12 protein-coding genes are annotated in these 12,968 nt (G+C 64.0%); 7 read left to right on the forward strand and 5 right to left on the reverse strand.

All coding sequences use genetic code 11. The annotated features are described in order from the left end of the window. Window positions 1-6 precede the first annotated feature (6 nt). From ACWAT4_RS04955 to ACWAT4_RS04970, 4 genes are all read left to right on the forward strand, one after another. Window positions 7-1,380: a tetratricopeptide repeat protein gene (locus tag ACWAT4_RS04955; RefSeq protein ID WP_449729957.1), complete on the forward strand. Its 1,374-nt coding sequence runs from the start codon at window positions 7-9 to the stop codon at window positions 1,378-1,380. Window positions 1,381-1,683: 303 nt separating this feature from the next. Beyond that, window positions 1,684-3,594, forward strand: a complete 1,911-nt coding sequence (locus ACWAT4_RS04960; protein ID WP_449729958.1) for a propionyl-CoA synthetase — start codon at window positions 1,684-1,686, stop codon at window positions 3,592-3,594. A gap of 178 nt (window positions 3,595-3,772) precedes the next feature. Continuing rightward, complete coding sequence (locus ACWAT4_RS04965) at window positions 3,773-4,042, forward strand: hypothetical protein (RefSeq protein ID WP_449729959.1); 270 nt, start codon at window positions 3,773-3,775, stop codon at window positions 4,040-4,042. Window positions 4,043-4,222: 180 nt separating this feature from the next. Further along, on the forward strand, window positions 4,223-4,969 hold the full coding sequence (locus ACWAT4_RS04970) for an OmpW/AlkL family protein (protein ID WP_212426355.1): 747 nt from the start codon (window positions 4,223-4,225) through the stop codon (window positions 4,967-4,969). Between the two features lie 119 nt (window positions 4,970-5,088). On the opposite strand, the gene ACWAT4_RS04975 is transcribed toward ACWAT4_RS04970, so the two are convergent. Both ACWAT4_RS04975 and ACWAT4_RS04980 read right to left on the reverse strand, forming a co-directional pair. Further along, on the reverse strand, window positions 5,089-5,274 hold the full coding sequence (locus ACWAT4_RS04975; RefSeq protein ID WP_449729960.1) for a hypothetical protein: 186 nt from the start codon (window positions 5,272-5,274) through the stop codon (window positions 5,089-5,091). 139 nt (window positions 5,275-5,413) lie between these two features. Beyond that, entirely contained in the window at window positions 5,414-6,109 is a 696-nt protein-coding gene (locus ACWAT4_RS04980) for a DUF1013 domain-containing protein (RefSeq protein WP_212298482.1), read from the reverse strand. Window positions 6,110-6,375: 266 nt separating this feature from the next. On the opposite strand from ACWAT4_RS04980, the gene ispH reads away from it, so the two are divergent. From ispH to rnhA, 3 genes are read left to right on the forward strand one after another with little or no spacing between them, the layout of a single operon-like run. Next, a complete protein-coding gene (gene ispH, locus ACWAT4_RS04985; RefSeq protein ID WP_212298481.1) occupies window positions 6,376-7,344 on the forward strand; it encodes a 4-hydroxy-3-methylbut-2-enyl diphosphate reductase in 969 nt (322 codons plus the stop codon). A 6-nt stretch (window positions 7,345-7,350) separates the two neighbouring features. Further along, entirely contained in the window at window positions 7,351-8,334 is a 984-nt protein-coding gene (locus tag ACWAT4_RS04990) for a homoserine kinase (RefSeq protein WP_212298480.1), read from the forward strand. Next, the gene (gene rnhA, locus ACWAT4_RS04995; RefSeq protein WP_212298479.1) at window positions 8,331-8,795 is read left to right on the forward strand and encodes a ribonuclease HI; all 465 of its coding nucleotides are present in this window, start codon (window positions 8,331-8,333) and stop codon (window positions 8,793-8,795) included. Before ACWAT4_RS04990 ends, rnhA begins: the two co-directional genes overlap by 4 nt. 109 nt (window positions 8,796-8,904) lie before the next feature. Here the strand turns inward: rnhA and ACWAT4_RS05000 are convergent, their stop codons facing one another. The 3 genes from ACWAT4_RS05000 to ACWAT4_RS05010 all read right to left on the reverse strand — a co-directional run bounded on the left by ACWAT4_RS05000 (window position 8,905) and on the right by ACWAT4_RS05010 (window position 12,949). Next, entirely contained in the window at window positions 8,905-9,390 is a 486-nt protein-coding gene (locus ACWAT4_RS05000; RefSeq protein ID WP_212446093.1) for a peroxiredoxin, read from the reverse strand. Between the two features lie 205 nt (window positions 9,391-9,595). Continuing rightward, entirely contained in the window at window positions 9,596-11,281 is a 1,686-nt protein-coding gene (locus tag ACWAT4_RS05005; protein ID WP_212298477.1) for a long-chain fatty acid--CoA ligase, read from the reverse strand. A 195-nt stretch (window positions 11,282-11,476) separates the two neighbouring features. After that, entirely contained in the window at window positions 11,477-12,949 is a 1,473-nt protein-coding gene (locus tag ACWAT4_RS05010) for a D-alanyl-D-alanine carboxypeptidase family protein (protein WP_449729961.1), read from the reverse strand. Window positions 12,950-12,968: the final 19 nt, after the last annotated feature.

Consider the following 12,968-nt stretch of genomic DNA (forward strand, 5'->3'; position numbering starts at 1 on the left):
TTCGGCATGCGCACGCGTTGTTCCGCGCAGATATCCAGAAATCCGCTGCGCACCTTCCTCCTCGGTGCAGCAATCAGCCTTGTCCTCGCCGCCCCGGCGGCGGCCGCAGCCGATTGCGTGACGGGCAGCAAGGCGGCACCGGCGGAGATCATCCCGGCGTGCAGCGCCATCATCGACCAGACTTCGAACCCGAATTCCGAGCGCGTCGCGGCGCTGCTGGTCCGGGCGGATGCCAATGCGCGGACATCAGGCGGTCTCACGCAGGCGCTGCGGGACATAGACCGCGCCATTGCGCTGGACGGCAAGAACGCGCGGGCCTGGCGCCTGCGCGGCGACCTGTTGCGGGAGGCGGGCGGGGATCTCAATCGCGCCACGTCCGATCTCAGCAAGGCAATCGAGCTCGATCCCGCAGATGCCGAAGCCTATGAGCTGCGCGGCGTCGCCTACACCAACCAGCGCCGGCTCGACCGCGCGATCGCCGACTACGACCAGGCGATCAAGCTGAAGCCGGATTATGCACAGGCCTGGTCCGACCGCGGCGCAACCTTTTATCTCAACGGAGACAACGAGAAGGCGGTCGCCGATCTCAGCCAGGCCTTGCTGCTCGATCCGAACCGGGCGCGGAGCTACACCAATCGCGGCGCCGCCTACAAGAAGCTCGGCCAGCTCGACAAGTCGATTGCCGACGACAGCGAGGCGATCAGGCTCGATCCGAAGGTGCCGGAATATTACGACAATCGCGGTCTCTCTTATGCCGCTATGAAAGACTACGACAAGGCGATCGCCGACTACGAGCAGGCCTTAAGGCTGGCGCCGCGGCCGAACTTCTTCACCAACCGCGGCGATTCCTATCAGTTCAAGGGTGAGTTTGGCGCCGCGCTTGGCGATTACGAGGCCGCGCTGAAGCTCGATCCGAATTTTGCGAAGGCCTATAACAACCGTGCGGTGCTCTATACCAAGATGGGCGAGCGCAAGAAGGCGCTGGCCGATTACGAGACGGCGCTGCGGCTCGACCCCGGCAATACGAACGCGGCAGACGGCCGCCGCACCATGATGGCGGAGATCGCGAAGTTCGGCGCCGAGGCGCCGCAGCCGCTGGCCGCGAATTCCGGCAACGGCCCGTCATTCGATTGCGCCAATGCCAAGCGTGAGGTGGAGAAGGTGATCTGCGCCGATCCGCAATTGGGTGCGCTCGACCGCCAACTCGCCGAGGCCTATGAGCGCGTGCTGAAATCGATGAACCGGCGCTCGGCGGCCGATCTGCGCAAATCCCAGCATGAGTTCCTCGCCACCCGCGACGCCAGCTTCCGCCGCCCCGGCTACGACCTGAAGAAGGTCATGCAGGACCGGTTGCAGCGGCTGAACGCGATGGAGGGGTAGGCGCTTTCTTCGCCTCTCCCCCGCGTGCGGGGAGAGGCCGGAGTTTGCGTAGCAAATTCCGGGTAAGGGGGCCCTCCGCGAATCCAATTCTCACTTTGCCCGCCGAAACAGCCCCCTCACCCCCCGACCCTCTCCCCGTAAGAACGGGGAGAGGGAGAGGATGGGGTCTTTTCGGCTTGAACCGCGGCCCGTTCCCGGGAAAATAGCTCCCAAACAAGGCCCATACTTGATCCCTGTCATGGCGGGACGCCGGTCCTGCCGCAAGGTTCAGGTGAGGCCGATAAGGGGAACGGGAGCGCGGGAATGAACAGCCAAGTGCAGAGCAAATATCACGAGGTCCATGCGCGCTCGCTGGCCGATCCTCAGGGTTTTTGGGCCGAGGCTGCCAAAGAGATCGACTGGATCGAGCCGCCGAAGACGATCTTTGACCCCGCGCAAGGCGTCTACGGCCGCTGGTTCGCCGGCGGCGTCGTCAACACCTGCTACAATGCGCTCGATCGCCATGTCGAACGCGGCCGCGCCGACCAGGTGGCCCTGATACACGACTCGCCGCTGGCGGGCTCGGTCACCAAGTTCACCTATGCCGAATTGCTGGCCGAGGTGCAGGCGCTCGCCGCTATCATGCAGGATTTTGGCGTCGTCAAGGGCGACCGCGTCATTCTCTATATGCCAATGGTGCCGGAGGCCGTGGTTGCGATGCTCGCCTGCGCGCGCATCGGCGCGGTGCATTCCGTGGTATTCGGCGGCTTTGCCGCAAAGGAGCTTGCGACCCGCATCGACGATGCGCAGCCGAAGCTCATTCTCTCTGCAAGCTGCGGCATCGAGCCTGGTCGTATCGTGCAATACAAGCCGCTGCTGGACGAGGCGATCAAGCTCGCTTCTGCGAAGCCCGCGGCCTGCATCATATTGCAGCGGCCGCAGTTCGTCTGCGACCTCACGCCGAAGCGCGACTATGATTGGGCCAGCCTGCGACGTAAGGCCATGAACGATGGCAAGAAAGCGCCTTGCGTATCGGTCGCTGCGACCGATCCGCTGTACATTCTCTATACGTCGGGCACGACCGGTATCCCCAAGGGCGTCGTGCGCGACAATGGCGGGCATCTGGTTGCCGTGAAATGGTCGATGTTCAACGTCTATGGCGTCAAGCCGGGAGAGGTTTGGTGGTGCGGCTCCGACATCGGCTGGGTGGTCGGCCACAGCTACATCGTCTACGGCCCGCTGCTGCATGGCGCGACCTCGATCATGTATGAGGGCAAGCCGATCGGCACGCCCGATGCCGGTGCGTTCTGGCGTGTGATCTCAGAGCACAAGGCTGTGGCCTTGTTCACCGCGCCGACCGCATTCCGCGCGATCCGGAAGGAGGATCCGGAAGGCAAGTACATCCGGCAATATGATCTGTCGAAATTCCGGACCCTGTTCCTCGCCGGTGAGCGCGCCGATCCGCCGACGGTGGAGTGGGCGGAGCAGCAGCTGAAGGTGCCGGTGATCGATCACTGGTGGCAGACCGAGACGGGCTGGTGCATCGCCGGTAATCCTGTGGGCTTGGGGGTGCTGCCGGTCAAGCATGGCTCGCCGACGGTGCCGATGCCGGGCTACCAGGTCGACGTCGTCGACGAGGCCGCGAAGCCAGTCGGTCCCAACACCATGGGATCGATCGTCATCAAGCTGCCGATGCCGCCGGGTTGCCTGCCGACGCTGTGGAATCAGGACGCGCGCTTCAAGGAAGCTTACCTGAGCGAATTTCCCGGCTACTACAAAACCTCGGACGCCGGCTACAAGGACGAGGACGGCTATGTCTTCGTCATGGGTCGCACCGACGACATCATCAACGTCGCCGGCCATCGTCTGTCCACGGGCGGCATGGAGGAGATCCTGGCATCGCATCCCGATGTCGCCGAATGCGCCGTGCTCGGCGTCAAGGATGCGATCAAGGGCGAGGTTCCCTGCGGCTTCCTGGTGCTGAAGGCCGGCGTGAAACGATCGCCTGCCGAGATCGAGAAGGAGATCATCGCGCTGGTGCGCGACAAGCTCGGCCCCGTCGCCGCCTTCAAGCTCGCCATCACCGTCGGCCGCCTGCCCAAGACGCGCTCGGGCAAGATCTTGCGCGGCACCATCAAGAAGATCGCCGACGGCGAGGCCTGGTCCATGCCGGCCACGATCGAGGACCCCAAGGTGCTGGACGAGATCGGCGATGCGCTGAAGGGGAGGGTGTGACGCGAGGCGTCACCTTGGGCGGTTCGCAGGACCGAACTAGACTCAGGTGAGCAATTGCGCACCTGAGGATCTTGAGATTCCGGGTCTGGTGCCTACGCACCATCCCGGAATGATGGGCTTGCCGACTTACATTCTCCGCATTCCGCGCTAAACAGGGGCCGCCAACAGGGGACCTTGCATGCCACTCGCTACCACGTCGCGCCTGCTCATTGCAGTGGCTCTCGCCATCGCTCTCTCCGCCTGCTCGGCGCGTTACCAGACGCCGACCGCGATGGGGGGCGACGACGATGATGCGGTGTGCCGGAGCCGCGGCTATGCGCAGGGCTCGCCGGAATACGTGGCCTGCCGCAAGGACCGCGACGTGCAGCGCAGCGCCGCCACCGCCCGTGCCGACCGCCGTCAGCGCGATCTCGGTGAATACATGCTGAACCATCCCGACCGGCCCTGACGCCGGCTGCGGAACTATCCTGCGCACGGCAATCGCGCATCTCGTGGCACATCTGCAACGTCGTGGCCAAATCGCGACGTGTCTGCGCTGATTTGATCGGCATCAAATCCTTCCTCGTTCCCTTTCTGCTCTGACGCGGGCGTCGCGCAACGAAGCGCGACATGGCTGAAGGGGAATGCAATGCAGAGAACGATGAGAAACCTGGCGCGGCTCGCGACGCTTGGTGCGATGGTCGCGGTGACGGCTGGCGCTGCGCAGGCGGCCGATCTGCCAGTTTACACGAAAGCGCCGCCACCCGTTGAGAGCTTCAATCCTTGGATGGTCCGTCTGCGCGTGCTCGGCGTGTTGCCGGATGCGGGCGGCTCGACCGTCAATGTCGCCGGCGTGCCGTCGCTGTCGTCGCCGACCTCGGGCCTCTCGATCAGCAACCAGGCGGTGCCTGAGCTCGATATCAGTTACTTCTTCACGAAGAACATCGCGGCCGAGCTGATCCTCGGCGTGACCAGGCATTCGATCAGCGGCACCGGCTCGCTTGCGAATCTGCCTGTCGGCAAGACCACGCTGCTGCCGCCGACGCTGACGCTGCAATATCACTTCGACAATTTCGGCGCGTTCAAGCCTTATGTCGGCGCCGGCGTGAACTACACGGTGTTCTTCAACAACTCGGCCGCCAACACGCCCGCTGCCATCGCCGGGCCGCCCGCAATCGTTGCAACAACCACGTCCCTGCATGTCAGCAACGCCTGGGGCGGCGCCGTTCAGTTCGGCTTCGACTACATGCTCGACCGGCACTGGGGCCTCAACGTCGACGTGAAGAAGCTCTGGCTGCGGCCGGACTACAGCGCGACCGTGAGCGGGCTGCCCGTCACCGGCAGCGCGCATATTGATCCGTGGCTCGTCGGCGGCGGTGTCACTTACAAGTTCTAACGCTCCTGCGGCGCCGGGTGGGGGCACCCGGCGCCGCGGCAATACTTTCCCGTTCGATTCGTCCGAGATCATCCCTGAGAGACGGCATCGTCGTATTCGCTTCACGAGCGGAGATACCGCTATCCCGCGTGCACCGTTCGCGGATGCCGCTCATGCAATAACTTCGCCAGTGCGTCGCGATCGCCGGGGCGGTCTTTGACGGCAATTTCGAACAGTGCTTCCTGGATATCCCGGGGCATATCCCCCCAGGCTGCGAGGACAGCGCGTCCCAGCATCACCGCAAAATGGTCTTCGTCAGCCCGCATCGCAGATCCTCCGGATTGGAAATAATGCGACGGCAGCTGCATGGTTCCCCGCAGCCGCGCCACCAAATCTCCGTTCGAAAACAAAACGCGGCGGATCGCTCCGCCGCGTTTGCCCGCAATGACGAAGGAAGAAGGAAGACTACTCCTCCTCTTCCTCGTGCTTCTTGCCGCCGAGGGTCTTCAGCTTGGCGAACACGGCGTCGACGTTGAGGTCGTCGCTCGACTTCTCCGACGGCTCGTACTCGTCCTTCTTGGTGGTCTCGGAGGCCGGGAGCAGAGTGGCGCCGCCATAGGCTGCGTCGATCGGCTTTTCCTTGGCCGCGCGCGCCACTTCGAAATCGAGCTCGATCTGCGAGCAGAGGCCGAGGGTGACGGGGTCGATCGGCGTCAACTGGGACGTATTCCAGTGGGTGCGGTCGCGAACGCTGGCAATCGTGCTCTTGGTGGTGCCGACCAGGCGCATCACCTGGGCGTCCTTCAGCTCCGGATGGCTGCGCAGCAGCCAGAGGATGGCGCTGGGGCGCTCGTGGCGGCGCGACACCGGGGTGTAGCGTGGGCCCTTGCGCTTGGGCTGCGGCGGCAACACCACCTTGCTCTCCTGGAGGCGGAGGCGGTAGTCCGGGTTCTTCTCGCCCTTCTCGATCTCCTCGCGGGTCAGCTGGCCGTTGGAGAGGGGATCCATGCCCTTGATGCCCTGGGCGGCGTCGCCGTCGGCGATCGCGCGCACCTCGAGGGGATGCATCTTGGTGAAATCGGCGACCTGGTCGAAGGTCAGCGCGGTGTTGTCGAGCAGCCAGACGGCGGTCGCCTTGGGCATCAGAGGTGCGTTGCTCATGGCAAATCTCCTTTGTGCTTCGCCCACCCCCTCAGGAGGCGAAACCGGTGGTCATCAGCGATGACAGGGAATTCGCGTTATATAAGCCCGGAGGGGGTAGCCACGCAATGGTTCTGCTATAGATAGTGCCTTGACAGCGCCCGAAAGGGGGCCCAATTCCCTCTGAAGTCGCTGTAAAGTCCAAGCAGACCGTTTTTAGCCCCTTTCCACCCATCGACCGCCCCCGCCAGAAGGCGAAACGGGTGATTCGGTCCCGAGATCGCTCAATGTCAGCCAAACCAGACCTCAAGATCGTGCTTTGTTCTCCCCGTGGCTTCTGCGCCGGGGTGGTCCGGGCGATCGACACCGTGGAACGGGCGCTCGATAAGTATGGCGCTCCCGTCTATGTTCGCCACGAGATTGTGCACAACAAGTACGTCGTCGACGGGTTGAAGAAGAAAGGTGCGATCTTCGTCGAGGAGCTCGCCGAAATCCCGGAAAACGCCACCGCGCCGGTGGTTTTCTCTGCCCATGGCGTGCCGAAGTCGGTTCCGGCCGACGCCACCTCCCGCAATTTGTTCTCGCTGGATGCGACCTGCCCGCTGGTGACCAAGGTGCACCGCGAGGCGGCGATTCATTTCAAGCGCGGCCGCGAGATCTTCCTGATTGGTCATTCGCATCATCCTGAAGTGGTCGGCACGCTCGGCCAGCTTCCGGTCGGCGCCGTCACCCTGATCGAGACCGCCGAGGACGCCAAGACCATCAATCCGAAGGACCCGAATAACCTCGCCTTCGTGACCCAGACCACGCTGTCGATCGACGACACTGCGGAGATCGTGGCGCTGCTCAAGGAGCGCTTTCCGAACATCAACGGCCCGCACAAGGAAGACATCTGCTACGCCACCACCAACCGCCAGCTCGCGGTGAAGAAGGTGGCGCCGGTGGTCGACGCGCTCATTGTTGTCGGTGCCCCCAATTCGTCGAACTCGCAGCGTCTGCGCGAGGTCGCCGAGCGCGAGGGCTGCAAGATCGCGGTGCTGGCGCAGCGCGCCGCCGACATCGACTGGGACAAGTTCGGCAATATTTCGAGCCTCGGCATCACCGCGGGTGCCTCGGCGCCGGAAGTGATCGTCGAGGAGATCATGGACGCGTTCGCCGAGCGCTACACGCTGCATGTGGAGACGGTCTCGGCCGCGGAAGAGAACGAGTTCTTCCCGTTGCCGCGCCAGGTGCGCCCCGAAGCCGCCGCCGAGTAGACCTTTATGGCGGTCTACACCGACGTTGCCGCCGACGAGCTTGCGGATTTCCTGAGGCAATACGATCTCGGCGAGCTGCTCTCCTATAAGGGCATCGCCGAGGGCGTCGAAAACACCAACTTCCTGCTGCATACGAGCAAAGGCTCGTTCATTCTCACGCTCTATGAAAAGCGCGTTGCGAAGAACGATTTGCCGTTCTTCCTCGCATTGATGACGCATCTGGCCGAGCACGGCGTCAATTGCCCGCTGCCGGTGAAGGCGAGGGATGGCGAGGCGCTGCGCGAGCTGTCGGGGCGGCCTGCCGCGATCATCACTTTTCTCGAAGGCATGTGGCCGCGCAAGCCCAACGTAGCCCATTGCGCCGGTGTCGGCGACGGGCTCGCCAGGATGCATCTGGCCGGCGCCAATTTCGCGATCAAGCGTGCCAACGCGCTGTCGGTCGCGGGCTGGCGGCCGCTGTTCGATGCGGCGGCGGACCGCGCCGACGAGGTCCAGCCGGGACTGCGCGCCTTCCTCGCAGCCGAGCTCGACCATCTCTCGAGCGGCGTCTGGCCGAGCAGCCTGCCCGAAGGTGTGATCCACGCCGATCTCTTCAACGACAACGTCTTCTTTCTCGGCGACAAGCTCTCGGGGATCATCGACTTCACTTTCGCCTGCAATGACATGCTGGCCTATGACGTCGCGATCTGCCTCAACGCCTGGTGCTTCGAGCCGGATCATTCCTTCAACGTCACCAAGGCGCGCGCCTTCCTCAATGCTTACGGCCGGGTGCGGAAGCTCTCGGAGGCGGAAGAGGCCGCGCTGCCGCTGCTCGCGCGCGGCGCCGCGATCCGCTTCCTGCTGACGCGGCTGGTGGATTGGCTCAATGTGCCGCCCGGCGCGCTGGTCAAGCCGAAGGATCCGCTGGAATATGTCCGCAAGCTGCGCTTTCACCAGAGCGTGACGAGTGCGCGCGACTACGGGCTGATGCCGTCAGGACTGGTCGCGTGAGCGAGCTCCCCAATGTCACGATCTTCACCGATGGCGCGTGCTCGGGAAATCCCGGGCCCGGCGGCTGGGGCGCAATCCTGAAGTTCGGCGACAAGGAAAAAGAGCTGAACGGCGGCGAGCGCCACACCACCAACAACCAGATGGAATTGATGGCGGCGATCTCCGCGCTTGAAGCGCTGAAGAAGCCATGCACCGTCGATCTCTATACCGACAGCCAATATGTCCGGCAGGGCATCACCGGCTGGATCCACGGCTGGAAGCGCAATGGCTGGCGCACCGCCGACAAGAAGCCGGTGAAGAATGTCGAGCTATGGCAGCGCCTCGACGCTGCGTTGAAGGCGCATGAGGTGCGCTGGCATTGGGTCAAAGGCCACGCTGGGCACCCCGAGAATGAGCGGGCCGATCAGCTGGCGCGCGACGGGATTGTGAAGGCAAGGTTGCAGCAGCGGGTGGCGGAGTAGGACCTCTGCTCCGTCATTCCGGGGCGGTGCGTAGCACCGAACCCGGAATCTCGAGATTCCGGGTTCGCGCTTTGCGCGCCCCGGAATGACATCAGCCTGCGGCTAAAGCTTACAGCTGTCCCAGCAGCGTATCGCCGCCGGACACCTCGACCTTGCCGGGCATCGCCTCCAGGTTCAGCTTCTTGACCATGCCGTCCTCGACCAGCATCGAGTAGCGCTTGGAACGGATGCCGAGGCCGTTGCCGGAAGCATCGAGCTCCATGCCGATCGCCTTGGCGAAGTCGGCATTGCCGTCGGCGAGGAAGATCGCCTCGTCGCGCTGGTCGGTGTCGCGCTTCCAGGCGTTCATGACGAAGGCGTCGTTGACGGAGACGATCGCAATGGTGTCGACGCCCTTGTCCTTCATGGCGTAGGCGTTAAGGAAGATGCTCGGCAGATGCATCTTGTGACAGGTGCCGGTATAGGCGCCGGGCACCGCGAACAGCGCCACTTTCTTGCCCTTGAAGATATCGTCGGTGGTCTTCACCTGCGGGCCTTCCGCCGTCATCACGCGGAATTTCGCCTCGGGCAGCTTGTCGCCAACTTGGATTGCCATCGTCGTTTCTCCTGAAAAAGGGGCGGGGCCGTTCTAGAACATTTTACCGGCCGAGGGAAACGGCTTCAAAGAGGTGTGATGAGGCGACGGGCGCGTCATTCCGGGGCGGTGCGAAGCACCGGCCCCGGAATCTCGAGATTCTCGGGTGCGCAATTGCGCACCCGGGTTCACACCGACGCGTGCGCCCTGGAACGACGGTGAAGACTTACGCGGCCTCGGCCTTCTTCTCGTCGCGGAGCTGTCGGCGCAGGATCTTGCCGACATTGGTCTTGGGCAGGTCGGTGCGGAATTCGATGTGCTTCGGCACCTTGTAGCCCGTCAGCTGCTCGTGACAGAATTTGATCACGGCTTCGGCAGTGAGGTTCGGATCCTTCTTCACCACAAAGGCCTTTACCGCCTCGCCCGATTTGGAATCGGGAATGCCGATCACGGCGCATTCCAGCACGCCCGGATGGCTTGCGATCACTTCCTCGATCTCGTTGGGATAGACGTTGAAGCCGGAGACCAGGATCATGTCCTTCTTGCGATCCACGATCTTGGTGTAGCCCTTCTCGTCCATCACGCCGATGTCGCCGGTGCGGAAATAGCCGTCCGCGGTCATCACTTTCGCGGTTTCCTCCGGCCTGTTCCAATAGCCTGACATCACCTGCGGGCCCTTGGCGCAGATCTCGCCGGGTTGGCCGAGCGGGACCTCGTTGCCGTCGTCGTCGCGGATCGAGATCCAGGTCGAGGGCACGGGAATGCCGATCGATCCGGAGAATTCGGTCGTGGTCGCGGGATTGCAGGTCAGCGTCGGCGAAGTCTCCGACAGGCCGTAGCCCTCAGCGATGAAGCAGCCGGTCACGGCCTTCCACTGCTCGGCGACCGGGCGCTGCACGGCCATGCCGCCGCCGTTCGAGATCTTGAGCTTGGAGAAGTCCAGCTTCTTGAAGTCAGGATGATGCATCAAGCCGTTGTAGAGCGTGTTGACGGCCGGGAAGCTGTTGACCTGGTACTTGGCGAGCTCCTTGACGAAGCCGGCGATGTCGCGCGGATTCGGGATCAAGAGATTGCAGCCGCCGGCCCGCACTGCGAGCAGGTAGCAGGCTGTCAGCGCGAAGATATGGTAGAGCGGCAGCGCGCAGACGATCATGAGTTGCTCGACATGCGGCGGCGCATTGAGCGCCGGCTGCAGCCAGGCATCGTTCTGCAGCACATTGGCGACGATGTTGCGGTGGAGCAGCGTGGCGCCCTTGGAGACGCCGGTTGTGCCGCCGGTATATTGCAGGAAGGCTACGTCGCCGGGCGACAGTTTCGGCTTGTTGAAGGTCTGGCCACGGCCGGCCGACAGTGCGTCGTTGAACGAGACCGCGCCCGGCAGCGACCAGGCCGGTACCATCTTCTTGACGCGGCGGACGACGAGATTGACGATCACGCCCTTGAAGCCGAGCAGATCGCCCATGCTGGCGACGATGACGTGCTTCACCGGCGTCTTCGCAATCACCTGCTCGACGGTGTGGGCAAAGTTCTCCAGCACGATGACGGCTTCGGCGCCGGAATCCTTGAGCTGATGCTCGAGCTCGCGCGGGGTGTAGAGCGGATTGACGTTGACGACCGCAAACCCGGCGCGCAGCACCGCGGCGGTGGCGATCGGATATTGCAGCACGTTCGGCATCATGATCGCGACGCGGGCGCCGCGCTGCAGGCCGCGTCCCTGCAAATAGGTGGCGAGCGCCAGCGACATCTGGTCGAGGTCGCGATAGGTGATCGCCTTGTCCATGCAGATGAACGCCTTGCGGTCGGCGAACTTCGCAAAGCTCTCCTCAAGAAGGTCGACCAGCGATGCGTATTGCGTCGGCTCGATATCGGCGGGCACGCCGGGTGGATATTGCTTGAGCCAGATGCGCTCCATGGAAACTCCCCTCTCTTGCACCAGAGCCCGTTGTGTCTCGGGCTTGCCTCATTGCCGGCAGTATCGAGCCTGCCTGAACGGCTGGCAAGCGGTCGAGGCTTAGGGCAAAGGCTGGAGAGTGGCTACTGGAATCGTCGCAAATCGCTGCCGCAGGTGCGAAGTGCAGACGCCGCCTGGCGGGCTCGGCCCGTTAACCTAGCTGTTGTTGGGCGCGGGCTTCGGCTTGGTGGCGGCCTTGGGCTTGGCCGGCTTGGCATCGCCGCTCGCCGGCTTCTCTGCGGGCTTGGCGGCGGCATGCTTGCTTGCCGCCGGCTTCGCTGCGGTTTTGGCTTCGCCCTTTGCATCGCCCTTGGCCGAAGCATCGGGCTTGGCGGCTGCCGGTTTCGCCGCAGCCGTCTTGGTGCCAGTCTTGGCGTCAGTCTTGGCGTCAGTCTTGGCATCGCTGCCGGTGTCGGGCTTCTTGGCGATACGCGTCTTCTTGCCGCGCGCCTTCGGAGGGTTCTGCTGGTCGGCATCGGCTGCGACCGCCGCGACCAGGGCGGCGCCGGTGCGGGTCGGGCCGGTGTAGACCAGCACGGGCTCTGCGGCCGCAGGCGCCGAGGCCATCAGCTCCGACGCCTTCATCAGCGGCGGCTGGAGTCCTGCGGTGAAGAAGGTCACCTGGGCTTCGCCGCCGGTCGCGGAGCCCGATCCGCTGGTACCGCCATTGGTCGCGATCAGCGCGTCGTCGTCGTCGCTGGCCGGACGCTTGCGGTGACCGCCGCACATTTCTTCACGCAGGTTCGGCGGCGAGGCGTCCACCGGCACGAGGTTCTCGACGGTGCCGAGCGAGGGGCGCAGCCACGACAGATTGTCCTGGCCGAAGCCGCGCTCGAGCAGCTGCGCCGCCTTCACCGCGCGCGCGGTACCGGAGTTGGCGCCGAGCACCACGGCGATCAGCCGGCGGCCGTTGCGCGTGGCCGATGCCACGAGGTTGTAGCCGGAGGCGCAGATGAAGCCTGTCTTGAATCCGTCGGCGCCGGGATAGCGGCCGATCAACTTGTTGAAATTACCGGTGACGCGCTTGCCGAAGCGGATCGCCGGGATATGCACGAAATACTCGTATTCCGGCAGGTCGCGCAGGAACGAGCGGGCGAGAATGCCGAGGTCGCGCGCCGAGGTGATCTGGCCGTCGGCCGGCAGGCCGTTCGGATTGACGTAGCTCGTCTGCGTCATGCCGAGCCGCTTCGCGGTGTCGTTCATCATCGCGGAGAAGCCGTCGATCGAGCCGCCGACGCCTTCTGCCAGCACCACGGCCATGTCGTTCGCCGACTTGACCATCATCATCTTCAGTGCGTTGTCGATGGTGAGTTGCGTTCCCGGACGGAACCCCATCTTCGACGGCGATTGCGAGGCTGCCATCGGCGACACCGTGACCAGCGTGTCGAGTGAGATCTTGCCGTCCTTCACCGCCTTGAGCGTCACATAGGCGGTCATGATCTTGGTGACCGAGGCCGGATACCAGGGAATGGTCGCATTCTCCGCCTGCAGCACCTTGCCGCTGTCGGCCTCGATCAGCAGCAGCGCTTCGGCCTTGGCGAGGCGCGGTGCCATGAGCGCACCGACGGCGAGCGTCGCAGCGAACAGATTGAACAGGGATTTGCGAAGCAGCGGGCGAAAGGCGTGCACTATCCGATTCCGGTCCTTG

The sequence above is a fragment of the Bradyrhizobium sp. T-1 genome (genome assembly GCF_053592855.1).